At 72.0% G+C, this 14,610-nt stretch carries 16 protein-coding genes; 3 read left to right on the top strand and 13 right to left on the bottom strand.

Annotation, left to right across the window (positions count from 1 at the left end):
- Positions 1–13 precede the first annotated feature (13 nt).
- From ABEB06_RS22110 to ABEB06_RS22095, 4 genes are read right to left on the bottom strand one after another with little or no spacing between them, the layout of a single operon-like run.
- Entirely contained in the window at positions 14–1,339 is a 1,326-nt protein-coding gene (locus tag ABEB06_RS22110; protein ID WP_345698613.1) for an NADH-quinone oxidoreductase subunit D, read from the bottom strand.
- Positions 1,339–2,043: an NADH-quinone oxidoreductase subunit C gene (locus tag ABEB06_RS22105; RefSeq protein ID WP_345698612.1), complete on the bottom strand. Its 705-nt coding sequence runs from the start codon at positions 2,041–2,043 to the stop codon at positions 1,339–1,341. Before ABEB06_RS22105 ends, ABEB06_RS22110 begins: the two co-directional genes overlap by 1 nt.
- The gene (locus tag ABEB06_RS22100) at positions 2,040–2,594 is read right to left on the bottom strand and encodes a NuoB/complex I 20 kDa subunit family protein (RefSeq protein ID WP_345698611.1); all 555 of its coding nucleotides are present in this window, start codon (positions 2,592–2,594) and stop codon (positions 2,040–2,042) included. The genes ABEB06_RS22105 and ABEB06_RS22100 overlap by 4 nt, the downstream gene beginning before the upstream one ends.
- Positions 2,595–2,654: 60 nt before the next feature.
- A complete protein-coding gene (locus ABEB06_RS22095; RefSeq protein WP_345698610.1) occupies positions 2,655–3,014 on the bottom strand; it encodes an NADH-quinone oxidoreductase subunit A in 360 nt (119 codons plus the stop codon).
- A 476-nt stretch (positions 3,015–3,490) separates the two neighbouring features.
- Here ABEB06_RS22095 and ABEB06_RS22090 point away from each other — a divergent pair, with 476 nt between their 5' ends.
- Both ABEB06_RS22090 and ABEB06_RS22085 read left to right on the top strand, forming a co-directional pair.
- A complete protein-coding gene (locus ABEB06_RS22090) occupies positions 3,491–4,219 on the top strand; it encodes a DUF2278 family protein (RefSeq protein ID WP_345698609.1) in 729 nt (242 codons plus the stop codon).
- Between the two features lie 7 nt (positions 4,220–4,226).
- On the top strand, positions 4,227–4,727 hold the full coding sequence (locus tag ABEB06_RS22085; protein WP_345698608.1) for a GNAT family N-acetyltransferase: 501 nt from the start codon (positions 4,227–4,229) through the stop codon (positions 4,725–4,727).
- Here ABEB06_RS22085 and ABEB06_RS22080 read toward each other — a convergent pair.
- From ABEB06_RS22080 to ABEB06_RS22050, 7 genes are read right to left on the bottom strand one after another with little or no spacing between them, the layout of a single operon-like run.
- Positions 4,702–5,985, bottom strand: a complete 1,284-nt coding sequence (locus ABEB06_RS22080) for a geranylgeranyl reductase family protein (RefSeq protein ID WP_345698607.1) — start codon at positions 5,983–5,985, stop codon at positions 4,702–4,704. The two genes, ABEB06_RS22085 and ABEB06_RS22080, sit on opposite strands and share 26 nt — an antisense overlap.
- A 56-nt stretch (positions 5,986–6,041) precedes the next feature.
- Positions 6,042–6,962 (bottom strand): DUF6879 family protein, encoded by a 921-nt coding sequence (locus ABEB06_RS22075; RefSeq protein WP_345698606.1) that lies wholly within the window; start codon positions 6,960–6,962, stop codon positions 6,042–6,044.
- A 52-nt stretch (positions 6,963–7,014) separates the two neighbouring features.
- Positions 7,015–7,980: an SCO2521 family protein gene (locus ABEB06_RS22070; RefSeq protein WP_345698605.1), complete on the bottom strand. Its 966-nt coding sequence runs from the start codon at positions 7,978–7,980 to the stop codon at positions 7,015–7,017.
- Positions 7,977–8,933, bottom strand: coding sequence for an SCO2522 family protein (locus ABEB06_RS22065; RefSeq protein WP_345698604.1), 957 nt, complete (start codon positions 8,931–8,933; stop codon positions 7,977–7,979). Before ABEB06_RS22065 ends, ABEB06_RS22070 begins: the two co-directional genes overlap by 4 nt.
- A gap of 59 nt (positions 8,934–8,992) precedes the next feature.
- Positions 8,993–9,913: an SCO2523 family variant P-loop protein gene (locus ABEB06_RS22060; protein ID WP_345698603.1), complete on the bottom strand. Its 921-nt coding sequence runs from the start codon at positions 9,911–9,913 to the stop codon at positions 8,993–8,995.
- A 3-nt stretch (positions 9,914–9,916) separates the two neighbouring features.
- On the bottom strand, positions 9,917–11,749 hold the full coding sequence (locus ABEB06_RS22055) for an SCO2524 family protein (RefSeq protein ID WP_345698602.1): 1,833 nt from the start codon (positions 11,747–11,749) through the stop codon (positions 9,917–9,919).
- Between the two features lie 56 nt (positions 11,750–11,805).
- Positions 11,806–12,573 (bottom strand): SCO2525 family SAM-dependent methyltransferase, encoded by a 768-nt coding sequence (locus ABEB06_RS22050; protein ID WP_345698601.1) that lies wholly within the window; start codon positions 12,571–12,573, stop codon positions 11,806–11,808.
- A gap of 156 nt (positions 12,574–12,729) precedes the next feature.
- Here ABEB06_RS22050 and ABEB06_RS22045 point away from each other — a divergent pair, with 156 nt between their 5' ends.
- A complete protein-coding gene (locus tag ABEB06_RS22045) occupies positions 12,730–13,203 on the top strand; it encodes a GNAT family N-acetyltransferase (protein WP_345698600.1) in 474 nt (157 codons plus the stop codon).
- 21 nt (positions 13,204–13,224) lie between these two features.
- Here ABEB06_RS22045 and ABEB06_RS22040 read toward each other — a convergent pair whose 3' ends face one another.
- Complete coding sequence (locus tag ABEB06_RS22040) at positions 13,225–13,917, bottom strand: demethylmenaquinone methyltransferase (RefSeq protein ID WP_345698599.1); 693 nt, start codon at positions 13,915–13,917, stop codon at positions 13,225–13,227.
- A 100-nt stretch (positions 13,918–14,017) separates the two neighbouring features.
- Positions 14,018–14,605 (bottom strand): hypothetical protein, encoded by a 588-nt coding sequence (locus ABEB06_RS22035; RefSeq protein ID WP_345698598.1) that lies wholly within the window; start codon positions 14,603–14,605, stop codon positions 14,018–14,020.
- Positions 14,606–14,610 lie beyond the last annotated feature (5 nt).

Genomic DNA, 14,610 nt, shown 5'->3' with positions numbered 1-14,610 from the left:
AGTTCGACGTTGCTCACCGGTCCACGCCTCCCATCACCGGGTCGATCCCGGCCACCGCGACGATGACGTCGGCGACCTGGCCGCCCTCGCACATCGCCGCCATCGTCTGCAGGTTGGTGAACGAGGGGTCGCGGAAGTGGACGCGGTAGGGCCGCGTGCCGCCGTCGCTGACCACGTGCACCCCGAGCTCGCCCTTGGGCGACTCGACCGCCGCGTACGCCTGTCCGACCGGGACCCGGAAGCCCTCGGTGACCAGCTTGAAGTGGTGGATCAGGGCCTCCATCGAGGTGCCCATGATCTTCCGGATGTGGTCGAGCGAGTTGCCCATCCCGTCCGGTCCGACGGCCAGTTGGGCCGGCCAGGCGATCTTCTTGTCGGCGACCATGACCGGGCCGGGCTTCAGCCGGTCCAGGCACTGCTCGGCGATCCGCAGCGACTGCTTCATCTCCTCCAGGCGGATCAGGAACCGCCCGTAGGAGTCGCAGGTGTCGGCGACCGCGACCTCGAAGTCGTAGTTCTCGTACCCGCAGTACGGGTCGGTCTTGCGCAGGTCGTGCGGCAGGCCGGTGGAGCGCAGGATCGGGCCGGTGGCGCCGAGCGCCAGGCAGCCGGGCAGGTCCAGGTGGCCGACGTCGACCAGGCGGGCCTTGAACACCGGGTTGTCGGTGGCGAGCTTGTCGTACTCGTGCATCCGGGAGCGGAGCAGCTTGATGCCCTCGCGGATCTGGTCGACGGCGCCGGGCGGCAGGTCCTGGGCGAGTCCGCCGGGGCGGACGTACGCGTGGTTCATCCGCAGGCCGGTGACCAGCTCGAAGATGTCCAGGATGACTTCGCGGTCGCGGAAGCCGTAGATCATCAGGGTGGTGGAGCCGATCTCCATGCCGCCGGTGGCCAGCGCCACCAGGTGCGAGGAGATCCGGTTGAGCTCCATCATCAGCACCCGGATCACCGAGGCCCGCTCGGGCACGTCGTCGGTGATGCCGAGCAGCTTCTCGACCGCCAGGCAGTACGCCGTCTCGTTGTAGAGCGGCGTCAGGTAGTCCATCCGCGTCACGAACGTGGTGCCCTGGACCCAGGTCCGGTACTCCATGTTCTTCTCGATGCCGGTGTGCAGGTAGCCGATGCCGCAGCGGGCCTCGGTCACCGTCTCGCCGTCGATCTCCAGGATCAGCCGCAGCACGCCGTGGGTGGACGGGTGCTGCGGGCCCATGTTGACGATGATCCGCTCGTCGTCCGCGCGGGCCACCGCCTCGGCGACCTCGCCCCAGTCGCCACCGGTGACGGTGAAGACCCGCCCCTCGGTGGTCTCCCGCGAGCCTGCTTCGTGGTGAACGCTCATCAGGTGTACGACCTCCGCTGGTCGGGAGCCGGGATCTGGGCGCCCTTGTACTCGACGGGGATGCCGCCGAGCGGGTAGTCCTTGCGCTGCGGGTGGCCCAGCCAGTCGTCCGGCATCATGATCCGGGTCAGCGCGGGGTGGCCCTCGAAGACCAGCCCGAAGAAGTCGTAGGTCTCCCGCTCGTGCCAGTCGTTGGTCGGGTAGACCGACACCACCGACGGGACCGTCGGGTCCGCGTCGGGCGCGGTGACCTCCAGCCGGATCAGCCGGCCGTGGGTGATCGAGCGCAGGTGGTAGACGGCGTGCAGCTCGCGGCCCTTGTCGTGCGGGTAGTGCACGCCGCTCACGCCGAGGCACAGCTCGAAGCGGAGCGCCGGGTCGTCGCGCAGCGTGCGGGCGGTCCGCAGCAGGTGCTCGCGGGCGATGTGGAAGGTCAGCTCGTCCCGGTCGACGACGGTCTTCTCGATCACGTCGGAGACGTCGAGGCCCTGCTCCTCGAGCGCGCCCTCCAGCTCGTCGGCCACCTCGTCGAACCAGCCGCCGTAGGGGCGGGAGGAGGCGCCGGGCAGGGCGATCGGGGCCTGCAGGCCGCCGAAGCCGGAGGTGTCGCCGGTGCCCTGCGCGCCGAACATGCCCTGGCGCTTGCCGACCACCTCGATCGGGATCTCTTTCCGGGTCGCGGGGACCTGGGGCTCCTCGCTCATCGCAGCAGCCCCCGCATCTCGCTGGTCGGGGTGGCCCGCAGCGCGAGCTCCTCGGCGAGCTCCTCGGCGCGGCGCTTGTTCACGCCGAGCTTCTCGTGCTGGATCTTCTCGTGCAGCTTGATGATGGCGTCCATCAGCATCTCCGGGCGGGGCGGGCAGCCCGGCAGGTAGATGTCCACGGGGACGATGTGGTCGACGCCCTGGACGATCGCGTAGTTGTTGAACATGCCGCCGGAGGAGGCGCACACGCCCATCGAGATGACCCACTTCGGATTGGCCATCTGGTCGTAGACCTGTCGCAGCACCGGCGCCATCTTCTGGCTCACCCGGCCCGCCACGATCATCAGGTCGGCCTGCCGCGGCGAACCGCGGAACACCTCCATGCCGAAGCGGGCCAGGTCGTAGCGGCCCGCGCCGGTGGTCATCATCTCGATCGCGCAGCAGGCCAGGCCGAAGGTGGCGGGGAAGAGCGACGCCTTCCGCACCCACCCTGCGGCAGCCTCCACGCTGGTGAGCAGAAAGCCGCTCGGCAGCTTCTCCTCGATTCCCATCCGTTCCCTCTCAATACCCTCAAGTCCGGTGGCTTGTCCGCCCGTTCACAAGGTCAGGATTCAGTCCCACTCCAGACCGCCGCGACGCCAGACATAGGCGTACGCGACGAACACGGTGGCGATGAACAGGAGCATCTCGACCAGCCCGAAGATCCCCAGGGCGTCGAAGCTGACCGCCCACGGGTAGAGGAAGACGATCTCGATGTCGAAGACGATGAAGAGCATCGCCGTCAGGTAGTACTTGATCGGGAACCGACCGCCGCCCATGGGCTGCGGGGTCGGCTCGATGCCGCACTCGTACGCCTCCAACTTGGCCCGGTTGTAGCGCTTCGGGCCGGTGAGCGAGGCCATCACGACGGAGCCGACCGCGAACGCCGCCGCGATGGCACCGAGTACGAGGATCGGCGCGTAGGCATTCATAGCCCCCGCTCCCTCCGTCCAGTCGTCCTTGACTGCAGATCGGAACCGACGGGTCACCGTGGGGTGATCCCGTGATCCACTCCGTGAGATCCACCCCCATGTGAGGCAGTTCACAAAGCCCGGATCGAGCGCATCCTATGCCCGTCGGCTTGTGATCTGCGACACGCAGTTCCCGACGATCTTTGTGATCTGCGCCACCCGACAGACGGCCGCAAAGCGCGCCAAGTCCCAATCGGTCAACGCAAAGCAGGCGAACGGACACAATCTGTCGCATTCAAGTGTGAAGCGACTGGTCAGAGGCTCGGGCGCATATCAACCCCAGGGCGACCGAGGCAAATTTCTTCATGATCAGGTTGACGTGATAAGGGGTCTCACCCGCCAGGTGGACCCCGGATGTCAGCCGCTTGACCCTTCGTTCACAAGCTCACGAGAGGGCTCGGCATGCTGGGCCCGCGGGAGGCGCTCAGACTTGAGGCATGCCTCTCCCCCGCTACGGCGTGGCCATCGGTACCTTCCAGTCGTTCAGCCGGGACCCGAGTCACGACTTCGGGCACTGGTACCACGGCCACCTCGCCCTGAGCACGCCGCAGGGCACCTACCAGGCCGCGCTCGACGTGGACGCGCCGAGCAGCGTCGGGGTCTCCTACCGGATGGTGGACGACCTGCGGACGATCGACATCGCCGCCGTCCGGGCCCTCGGCGACGGATTCCACTTCCTCTCCTCCGACCCGTACTCCGGCGCGCTGGACTACGTCCGCAGCCCGATGCTGCGCGCCCCCGGCTGGCTGGACCGGCTCAAGGAGTTACTGCGCAGGCTGGGCCTGCTCTGGCGGCGCCCGGCGCCCGGCGACCCGGTGTTCCGGCCGAACCTCGCCGACCGGCTGGCCGGCCGGCTGGGGCGGCGCTCCGCGTTCCGGCTGTTCCCCTGGGTGTCCAGCGACGGCGACAACGCCCTCGACGTGCTGGAGCCGCACCTGCACGCCGCGACCCGGCTCTACGTCTTCGGCCAGTCCTTCGACGTCGGCCTCGGCGTGCACGACGTCCACCAGAACCAGGGCGACCCGCCCGGCGAGCACTACGCCGGGAACGGCGTCTGGCAGGACGGCGCGGTGGTCTGCGAGAACCCCGACGGCAGCGTGCTGGTCTGGCAGATCAAGTTCAACACCCAGACCCTGGACACCGACGCGAACGGCAACCCGCGATGATGGCGGCATGACCCGAAGCACCCCGGAGGTACCGCCCACCGCCCGGCTCGACCTGGTGCCGCTGCGGGTCGAGCACGCCGAGGAGATGGCCGGGGTGCTCGCCGACCCGGCGCTGTACGCCTTCACCGGCGGCGAGCCGCCGAGCGCCGAGCAGCTGCGGGCGCGCTACGAGCGCCAGACCGCGGGCTCGCCGGACCCGGCGGAGGCCTGGTTCAACTGGGTGCTCCGGGCGGACGGCCGCCTGTGCGGCTACGTCCAGGCCACCGTACGGGCCGGGGAGGCCGAGGTCGCCTGGGTGGTCGGCACGCCGTGGCAGGGCCGCGGCTACGCCGTCGAGGCCGTCCGCGCGCTGGTCGCCGCGCTGCCCGGGCCAACCGTCGTGGCACACGTCCACCCCGGCCACGCGGCCTCCGCCGCGGTCGCCCGCGCGGCCGGACTGCTGCCCACCGACCGCGAACTCGACGGCGAGGTCCGCTGGGAGCTCAGGCGCGCGGGGCGATCTTGGTGAGGCCGTTGATGACGCGGTCCATCGCGTCGCCGCCCTGCGGGTCGGTCAGGTTGGCGAGCAGCTTGAGGGTGAACTTCATCAGCAGCGGGTGCGTGAGGCCGCGTTCGGCGGCGGCCCGCATCACCTTGTCGTTGCCGATCAGCTTCACGAAGGCCCGGCCGAGCGTGTAGTAGCCGCCGTAGGTCTCCTTGAGCACCTGCGGGTAGTTGGCGAGCGCCTTCTCCCGGCCGGTGTCGGTGATCCGGGCCAGGGCCTGGACGATGACGCCGGCGGCGATCCTCCCGGACTCCATGGCGTACGCGATGCCCTCGCCGTTGAACGGGTTGACCATGCCGCCGGCGTCGCCGACCAGCAGCAGGCCGCGGGTGTAGTGCGGCTTGCGGTTGAAGGCCATCGGCAGCGCGGCGCCGCGGATCGGGTCGGTCATGTTCTCGGGGGTGTAGCCCCACTCCTCGGGCATCGAGGCGCACCAGCTCTTGAGCACCTCGCGCCAGTTGAGGTCGCCGAAGGCGGGCGAGGAGTTGAGGATGCCGAGGCCGACGTTGGAGGTGCCGTCGCCCATCGGGAAGATCCAGCCGTAGCCGGGCAGGAGCTTCTTCTCGCCGCCGCGGGTGTCCCACAGCTCCAGCCAGGACTCCAGGTACTGGTCCTCGCTGCGCGGCGAGGTGAAGTAGGTGCGGTAGGCGACGCCCATCGGGCGGGACTCGATCCGGTGCAGGCCCATGGCGAGCGAGAGCCGGGTGGAGTTGCCGTCGGCGGCGACCACCAGCGGGGCGGAGTAGGAGACTTCGCGCTTGTCCTCGCCCAGCTTGGCGGTGACGCCGGTGATCCGGCCGGTGCGGTCGTCCAGCACCGGGCCGGTCACGTTGCACTGCTCGACCAGGCGGGCGCCGGCCTTGACGGCCTGTCGGGCCAGCATCTCGTCGAAGTCGGCGCGCTTGCGGACCAGGCCGTAGCTGGGGAACTCGGCCAGCTCGGGCCAGTCGAGTTCCAGCCGGACGCCGCCGCCGATGATCCGCAGGCCCTTGTTGTGCAGCCAGCCGTTCTCCACCGAGACGTCGATGCCCATGTCGATCAGCTGCTTGGTGGCACGCGGGGTGAGGCCGTCGCCGCAGACCTTCTCCCGGGGGAACTCGGTCTTCTCCAGCAGGAGGACGTCGAGCCCGGCCTGGGCGAGGTAGTAGGCGGTGGTCGCACCGGCCGGACCGGCGCCGACCACGATCACATCGGCGGTGCTCTCGACGGCGCTCTGGGTCATGGCGGTTGTTCTCCCGATCACGGCTGGTAAGGGGCGGTCGCAGTCTACGGGGTGGGCTATTCGATGGGCTCGGAGGCGTTCCAGAGGTCGTTGAACCGCTGCATCCGGCGGGACACCCGGTCGGGGCTGGCCACCACCTGGATGCCGGCGATCATCGCCGGTCCGAGCGACTCGACGGGCAGACCGGGCGTCACCTCGTAGCTGACCGCCTGGTCGAAGACGATGAAGTCCATCATCGGGCCGAGCCGGGCGGCGTGCGGCAGGTCGCGGGTGGCGACGATCCGCACGGCGACGTTGAGCGCGGCCTGCGCCCGGCCGACCTGGCGGGCCTCCTCCAGGTCCTCGGGGCTGGGGTCGTCCAGGATGAACACCCGGCGGACCTTCACCCCGCGGGCGATCGCCTCGCGCTGCGCGGCCAGGTAGCGCAGGCCGAGTTCGGAGTTCCAGAAGCCGGCGTCGACGGCGGTGCTGGTGGCGTCGATGGAGACCGCGGTGGAGTCGGCCAGGGTGAGGATCCAGTCCCGGTCCTCGCCGTCGTAGCCGGCCACGCCGGCCTGCAGGCCCTCCATCAGGGCCACCACCCGGTCCACCACCCGCTGGACGAAGGCGTGCACGATCTCCGGCTGCCCCCCGAGGTGGGCGGCGCTGCGCACCAGCCGGTCGATCACCGCGATGTCCAGCTTGGACTCCTCCAGCCGGGCGTACAGCGCGGTGGCCTTGTTGATCCGGGCGAAGCCGCGGTCGACCAGCGACTCCACCTCGCGGGTGTGCGAGCTGAGCGCGCCCTCGTACGCGGCGAGCCGGCGTTCGAAGGAGACCAGGAAGTCGGCGATCAACACGGTCGCGCCGAGCACCGTGGTCAGCATGACGCTGGTGCTGACGTCCTGGGCGACCAGCTGGCTGATCACGAAGGTGAGCGCGCCGGTGAAGGCGCTGGTGAGCATCCGGCGCAGGGCCGGAGTGAGGCGTATGTCCACAGCTCCCCCGAGCTCGTGAGTGGTGTGAGGCCCCGGTCGGTCGCCCGGCCGGTCAGTCCCCCCGTACGGTCGGCGCGGTCAGGCCGACGGCCTGCAGCGCCAAGTGGTCGCGGACCCGCTGGACGGAGGCCGTCCACTGCCGGGTGAAGCCGGGACGGGTTTCCAGGCCCTCCCAGAGCGGCGCCAGCGGCCGGGCGACCCGGGCGCCGGGCATCCACAGGTGCATCAGGTGGTTCACGGCCGGGCGCAGCCGCTGCACCGGGCCGGGCCCCGGGTCGGAGCCGAGGCCGCTGCGCTCGATCAGTCTGCCCAGGGTGGACAGCAGCCAGTCGTGCAGCGCGAGGTCCTCGCAGAAGGCGGCGACCTCCACCGGGTCGACGCTCTCCAGGGTGAGCCGCAGGGTGCGCAGGGTGTCGTCCTCGACGGTGAGCCGGCCGCCGGGCTCCTCGCCGGCCAGGTCGGCGCGGACGGCGGTCCAGCGCAGCCGGGTGCGGCGGGAGCGGAACGGGGCGCGGCGGTCCAGCCCGGCCTCCCGCTGCACCTCGGTGAGCAGCCGTTCGGTGAGCCCGCCGAGGTCGAGTCCGGTGCCGGGCTCCGCCGCGGCGAGGTGGCCGGCGGCGAGCTCGGCCGCCTCGCCCCGGCCGATCACCTCGACGGTCCCGGGGTGGGCCAGGTAGTGGCCCCAGGGCCGGCGCCGGTCGCCGCCGGCCGCGATCCGGGCGAGGGCCGAGGCCTGCAGCACCCGGCCCTCGGTGAGCACGGCGTGGGAGAGCACGGTGCCGACGCCGCGGACGGCCCGGTGCGAGGTGGTGGCGAGCGGGCAGTCGACGCCGGTCAGCAGGTCGGGCGACTGGGCGCGGACGTTGGGCCGCTGCGAGGAGCGGACCCGTTCGCCGTGGCGCAGGCCGAGCATCTTCTCGGTGGCGGCGCCGGGCAGTTCCACGGAGTGCTGGAGCAGGCCGGTGCGGACCTCGCCGAGCAGCAGCGCCGGGCCCTCGCCCGGCCGGTCGGGCCTCATGGCTGCCCGTGGAAGAGGTAGCCGATCCGCCCGGTGAGCGCGTCGGGCAGCGGGACGCCCTCCTGCCGGGCCCGCTCGGCGAGCGCGTGCAGCACCGGCTCCTCGGGCGCCCACTGTTCGAGCAGCACGGTGACGGCGTGCTCGATCGGCAGGAAGCGCCGGGCGAGCACGGAGAAGGTCCGGTAGGCGGCGAAGGGGTCGGCGGCCGGGTTGAGCCGGACCAGCGGCGGCAGGGCGTCCCAGCTGTCCGGGAGGGTGTCCGGCCGGGGCGCCGGCGGGAACACCTCCTGGCCGCGGTCGCGCAGCAGGCCGAGCCTCAGCAGCTGCCAGACGGCGGCCAGGTAGGGGCAGGACCAGGTGCGCCCGCCGTGCCTGGTGTCCCAGAGTTCGACGTCAAGGAAGACCGAGTGGCGGCCGGCCTCGGTCTCCCGGGGCGGTCGCCAGCCGCCGCCGGCGGCGCCCATCGCCTCGTCCAGGTCGTCGGCGGGGGTGCGCTCGCCGTTGGAGAGCCAGCCGGTGGCGGTGGCGGGCGGCCGGGATCCGTTGGTGCCGGGCGGCGGGGACTCCACCAGCCGGGCCTCGACCAGCCGGGCGGGCCGGCGGCCGTCGGCCTCGGCGCAGGCGGACTCGCGGGCCAGGTAGTCGACGGTCAGGCCGCAGGCCTCGGCCTCGGCGACGATCTGCGGGACGACCTCGGCGGGGGTGGAGAAGCGGGTGAAGTAGTCGTCGATCAGGAAGCAGGTGGAGATCCGCGGCCGCCGCCCGGCGGGCACCGGGCAGGCCGCGCGCGCGGCGTCGACCCACGGCTTGACCTGGGCGAACTGCTCGCGCAGCCGCTCCGGGCCGGCCATGAAGTCGTCCATGTACAGGTGGCCGATCTCCAGGGACAGGTGGGAGAGCGGCACCGAGGCGGTGCGCGGGTCGGCCGAGACCTCGCGGAAGGTGGTGTCCACTGTGCTTGCTCACTCCTGGCGTTCGACACGGGCCGGGCGACGAGTGACCTGGGCGGCGGTCAGAGCGGGGTCTCCCAGGCCCGGTCGTGGGTGAGCGCGGCGGCCAGGGCGGCGAAGGCCTCGGCGGTCTCGGTGTTGGCGACCCGGCTGGCCAGCACGTCGTCGTCGGTGATCAGCTGCTCCTGCCACTGCAGGACCGGGTCGAGCGGGACGGTGCCGAGCACCAGGGTCTGGCCCAGCCGGTGCTGGGAGGCGAGCCGGGTCAGGTCCTCGTGGCAGGCCCGCAGCCAGGCGGCCTGGGCGGGCCGCAGCAGGGTGAACATCGGCGAGGCCGGGTCGGGCACGGCGGCCCGGACGAAGCGCACCCGGTCGCGCAGCTCCTCCTCGTCGTGGCCGCGGGCGGTGCCGGCCGCCATGATGCCGCGGTCGCCGTAGACCAGCCCGGAGGCGGCGATGATGTGCTGCCGGGTCCACCGGTGGAAGACCAGCCAGCGGCTGACCACCTCGGCCAGCTCGGGCCGGGAGGTGGCTTCCAGCACCATCTCGGCGGCGTACGAGCGGCCGGCGCTGAGGTCGACCAGGATGATGTCGAACTCCTCCTCCAGCCGCAGGAACAGCTCGGTGCAGCGGCGGACCGCGTCGCCGCCGGTGACGAACTCGCCGCCGCCGCGGTCGCCGGGCACCAGGACCAACTGGCCGCTGCCGGCCGGGCGGTTGCGCAGGCTGAGGCTGTCGGACTCGGCCCAGACGTTGACCCGCTTGGGTTCGGCGACGTTGCCGCGCAGGTAGGAGTGGAGGCCGGCCTGGTCGACGCCGCGCAGCGCGGTCGGCACGTCGAAGACCGCGGCGCTGGTCGGCGAGCCGAAGTCGAAGTCGAGGTAGCAGACGTCGTCGCCGAGCAGGGCCCGGCGGTAGGCGATGTTGGCACTGGTGACGGACCGACCGGTGCCGCCCTTGTCCGAGGTGGCGAAGATCAGCACGGGTCAGGACCTCCCGCCGGCCGCCCGGGCGGCGGCCAGGCCGTCCAGTTTGGCGAGCACCTCCAGGGCGAGCGCGCAGGCCGTTCCGGGGCGGTCGCGCAGGATCCTGCGGGCGCGCTGCAACTGCACCTCGGCCTCGTGCAGGGTGTCCTGGACCGAGCGGAAGCCGCCGGAGCTGAGCTGCATCATCTCCTTGTCGAGCAGATGGTCGGCCTCGCTGAGCAGGTCGGTGGCGACCTCGATCAGCCGGGGGCTGCGGATCGGGGTCTGCCCGATCACCCCGGCGGCCACCACCAGGCACTCGACCACGCGCTCGGTCATGCTCCAGGACAGCCGCGGCGGGCGCGGCTCGGAGTCGGGGAAGGCGGCGCTCAGGTCGTCCCAGAGCAGCGCGCCGGAGCCGTCGCCGATCCGGCGCTGCCACAGGTGGTCCATGACGCGTTCGGCGAGCCGGATCAGCCGGTCGTGGGCGCCGATGTTCCGGGACAGGCCGCCCAGTTGGAGGCTGCGCTTGAGCAGCTGGGCGGAGAAGTCGGAGACCGCCCAGCGCAGCAGCGGGCCGAGCTCCTCGGAGCCGTTCAGGGTGAGCACCACGCCGGGGTCGTGCAGCCGCAGCGCGCCGTCGTCGCGGCCCATCCGGCGGGTGGTGCGGGAGCGGACGGCCAGCTCCTCCATGACCGCGACGGTGCGGGTCAGGTCGTCGTCGGTGGCGCGCCGGCGGACCAGGTCCTGCACCAGGATGGAGGCGACCAGCAGCGAGAAGTACGCGGACTCCCGCTGGTCGGTGGTCCGCCAGGGGATGTCCTCCAGCGGCCAGGACTCGTCGTCGAAGCGGGCCAGCGCCGACCAGTACTGCTGGGTCAGTTCCCAGCGCAGCTGCAGCGCCTGGGCCATCCGCTGCTGGCCCTCGTTGAGCAGCCCGAGGGTCAGCGTGCGGTCGGAGAACAGGTCGGCGATGCCGTCGAGCGCGACCACGGTGAAGTACAGGTACGGGGCGGCCTCGGCCACGCCCTCGGGCTGGACGCCGACGTCCTCGCTGGTGACGACCGGCGGGTTGCCCTTCACGATGCCCCAGGACCAGCCGCACTCGAAGAGCAGGTTGTCGTTGTCCAGGTCGCCGGTGGTGGTCAGGCCGAGGGTGAAGTAGTCGCGGATGGTGGCGCGCAGCGGCTGCAGGCGGCGCTGGAGCTGCTGCACCACCACGCGGTTGGGGGCGCCGGTCTGGTTGACCATCGAGCACAGGGTGCGGCCGCGGTCGGAGTCCGGGTCGAAGACCGACACCGTGAAGCAGCGCAGCAGGGCGGCCATCGCGGCGGAGAGCCGCAGGTTGGTCGCCTCCTCCAGCTTGTCGGCCATCTCCCGCAGGTCGGCCCGGCGGACCGTGCGGCGGAAGATCTTGAGGAAGCCCAGGGTGGCCAGCGAGAGGGTGATCGACAGCGAGTAGGAGTCCACCACGCCGAGCCGGTACTGCTCGGGGGTGGGCACGTCGTCCTCGTCGAAGGCGGCCAGGTAGTGGCCGGCCGCGAAGCTGGGCGCGTCCTCGCCGCCGTGCTTGGCCATGAACTCGGTGATGGCGTCCAGCATCCGGCGCGGGATCTCCACGCTGTCGCCGAGGCCGCGCAGCGAGCCGAGCACGTCCTGCGCGGTCTCGTCGGGCACGTCCAGGCGCAGCGAGGGCAGCTCGGTGGCCGGGTAGAGCACGCAGAGCAGCTGCTCCGCGTCGCTGACACTGCTCGGGTCCCCCCCGGAGCCGAGTTCCCAGGCCTTGTCGCTGAAGCTCTGCCGCCCGAGGGCCTGCCAGATCTCCAGCAGCTGCTGGCGTGGCTGGATCCGCAACTCTCACCCCGATCCGTCGGTGGTGCCCGGTCGTCCGTCCCCCGGTCGCCCGGCGGTCACTGCCCCTTGCGCCGGCCGAGGGCCAGCAGCATCCCGGTGTAGCCCTCGCGCAGCACGGGCTCGCCGGGGATCGCGATCCGCTCGACCCGGAGGTCCTGGTCGGCGTAGTCGGCCAGGCTGGCCAGCACGTCGTCGGAGTCGATCCGGCAGGCCGGGAAGCGCAGGTCGCCGACGTCGTAGCCGAGCGAGTTCTCCATGAACGCCACCGCGAACGGGGCGCCCGGGGCCAGCGCGCCGGCGAACACGTCGACCGCGGTCTCGAACTCCTCGTGCGCCGTGGTCAGCGACTCCGCCACGAAGAACATCGTGCCGATCCCGTACCCGGAGCCGGGCAGCCCGTCGAACAGGTCGCCCTGCCGCACGTCGGCGGCCTCCGTCAGCCTCCCCCTCGGGTCCGCGAGTCGCGCGTAGACCCCGTTGCCGGCGCGCAGCACCTCCCAGAACGCGTCCCAGTTGTCGCCGTACCCGGTGACCGCGGTGCGCAACCACGCGACGTTGCGCGCCGAGCGTTCGAACAGCGTGATCTCCCGGCACCAGGGCAGCATCGCCAGCGACGGGTAGAGGTTGGTGCCCGCGCCGACGTCGATCCCGCGCAGCGAGCGGTCCGCGGTGCCGTCGAGTTCGGCCAGGAAGTGGTCGCGCACCGCCGCCAGGATCTGCGCGTCGTCCGACCGCAGGGACCGGTAGTTGTGCTCGAGGTACGCGTCCGAGTCGAACAGGTCCCAGGGGGCTTCGCTGTTCGTCCGCGCGGGCAGGATGTCCATGAGAGACCTTTAAGTCGACTCGTGACGCACTGTCAATCCCGCCAAGTTACCGCAGCCGGACCCAGGTTGACGACTCGTCGGGAACACTCGGTACGACCGATCCGTAGCCGCCGGTGGTACCACCCCTACCGGCCGCGAGCCGCCGGAGGTACAGGCGTGGAACAGCGCTTCGCACGAACGAGTGATGTGATCCGGGTCGCGGGCGAGTCCGACCTCGTCCAGCTCAGCCGGATCGACCACGAGATCTTCCCGCACGACGCCTACCCGTTCTTCGTGCTGCGCCAGCTGTTCGAGGTCCACGGGGAGCGGTTCCTGGTGCTGGACTGCGACAGCCGGATGTCCGGGTACTCGCTGCTGGCCACCACCCCGGACGGCAAGCAGAGCTGGGTGCTCGGCCTCGGCGTGGTGCCGCACGCCCGCGGGGTGGGCCACGGCAGGCGGCTGATGGTGGAGAGCCTGGACCGGCTCTCCGCCGACCGGGTCGCCGAAGTGCGGCTGAGCGTCGAGCCGGGCAACGCCGTCGCGCTCAACCTCTACGAGTCGCTCGGCTTCTCCCGGGTCGACCACCGGCCGGACTACTTCGGGGCGGGCAGCGACCGCCTGATCCTCCGGCTCTCGCTCAGCGGGTGACCCGCCGGGCGACCCGCCGCGTCAGAGCTTGAAGCCGCGGTGCAGGGCGACCACGCCGCCGGTCAGGTTGCGCCAGGCGACCTTGGACCAGCCGGCCCGCTGGAGCTCGGCGGCCAGCGCCGGCTGGTCCGGCCAGGACCGGATCGACTCGGCCAGGTACACGTACGCGTCGGGGTTGCTGGAGACCGCGGTGGCCACCGGCGGCAGCGCGCGCATCAGGTACTCGGTGTACACGGTGCGGAACGGCGTCCAGGTCGGCGTGGAGAACTCGCAGATGACCAGCTTGCCGCCGGGCTTGGCGACCCGGTGCATCTCGCGCAGCGCGGCCGCGGTGTCCTGCACGTTGCGCAGCGCGAAGGAGATGGTCACCGCGTCGAAGGAGTCGTCGGCGAACGGCAGCTTCGTCGCGTCGCCGGCGGTCAGCGCCAGCTCGGGGTGGCGGCGCTTGCCCTCGGCGAGCATGCCGATCGAGAAGTCGCACGGCACGACGTCCGCGCCGGCCTCGGCGAACGGCAGCGAGGAGGTGCCGGTGCCCGCGCCCAGGTCCAGGACGCGCTGGCCCGCGGTCGCGCCGACCGCGTCGGCCACCGCGCGCCGCCACAGGCGGGCCTGGCCGAGGGAGAGCACGTCGTTGGTGCGGTCGTACTTGGCCGCGACGTCGTCGAACATCGCGGCGACGTCCTGCGGCTGCTTGTCCAGATGGGCTCGGGTCACGCCCCCATTGTTCACCAAGCGGCCGCGGCCGATCGCAGCGCCCTGCGCAATCACCGCGGCGCGGGCCTGCGGGGCGTCGGCGCGGGGCCCGGCGGGGCCGTCAGCGCAGGGCCCGGCGGCCGCCCTTGCGGCGGCGGCGGGAGCGCTTGCCGTGGGTGATGGCCGGCATCCCCTCGGCGGCGAACACCGCGGTGGTGCGCACGCCGGACCGGCCGGACGGGCGGGACCGGTGGTGGCTCCGGATCCGCCACAGGCAGAACACCAGCAGCGCGAGCGCCACCGGGACGCTGGTCTGCGCCAGGCCGATCCCGACCGGCTGCGGGTAGCGCTCCCCGCACACCCGGACCGCCGCCGGGTCGTCGGCGGCACGCTCCAGGCAGATCCCGTCGCCGACCTTCGCGTCGGCCGGAAGCCACAGGTCGGCGGCGGAGAGCTTGCGGCCGTCCGCCTCGTAGGCGACCTGGCTGTAGGTGCCGGAGCCGCCGGGCAACTGGGTGATCACGCCCTGGACCCGGACCGGGTGGGCGGCGATCCGGTCCGCCTGGTCGGCCTGGCGCCAGCCGAGCAGGCACATCCCGACCGCGACCACGGCACTGAGCACCGCGCCGAGGTACCAGCCGCGGCCGCGCCGCGACATCGTCCGGGACACCGGGTTGCCGCGGGGGCGGTCGGGGGTCGCGGATCGCATGCTTC

Origin of the sequence: Kitasatospora terrestris, from assembly GCF_039542905.1 — a bacterium.
Lineage (GTDB): Bacteria > Actinomycetota > Actinomycetes > Streptomycetales > Streptomycetaceae > Kitasatospora > Kitasatospora terrestris.
This window is presented reverse-complemented; position numbering and strand designations above follow the sequence as displayed.

Coding starts and splice junctions, on each gene's coding strand:
- ABEB06_RS22085 (WP_345698608.1), top strand. CDS start 4,227: ATGACCCGAAGCACCCCGGAGGTACCGCCCACCGCCCGGCTCGACCTG.
- ABEB06_RS22035 (WP_345698598.1), bottom strand. CDS start 14,605: ATGCGATCCGCGACCCCCGACCGCCCCCGCGGCAACCCGGTGTCCCGG.
- ABEB06_RS22050 (WP_345698601.1), bottom strand. CDS start 12,573: ATGGACATCCTGCCCGCGCGGACGAACAGCGAAGCCCCCTGGGACCTG.
- ABEB06_RS22105 (WP_345698612.1), bottom strand. CDS start 2,043: ATGAGCGAGGAGCCCCAGGTCCCCGCGACCCGGAAAGAGATCCCGATC.
- ABEB06_RS22070 (WP_345698605.1), bottom strand. CDS start 7,980: ATGAGGCCCGACCGGCCGGGCGAGGGCCCGGCGCTGCTGCTCGGCGAG.
- ABEB06_RS22090 (WP_345698609.1), top strand. CDS start 3,491: ATGCCTCTCCCCCGCTACGGCGTGGCCATCGGTACCTTCCAGTCGTTC.
- ABEB06_RS22110 (WP_345698613.1), bottom strand. CDS start 1,339: ATGAGCGTTCACCACGAAGCAGGCTCGCGGGAGACCACCGAGGGGCGG.
- ABEB06_RS22095 (WP_345698610.1), bottom strand. CDS start 3,014: ATGAATGCCTACGCGCCGATCCTCGTACTCGGTGCCATCGCGGCGGCG.
- ABEB06_RS22100 (WP_345698611.1), bottom strand. CDS start 2,594: ATGGGAATCGAGGAGAAGCTGCCGAGCGGCTTTCTGCTCACCAGCGTG.
- ABEB06_RS22080 (WP_345698607.1), bottom strand. CDS start 5,985: ATGACCCAGAGCGCCGTCGAGAGCACCGCCGATGTGATCGTGGTCGGC.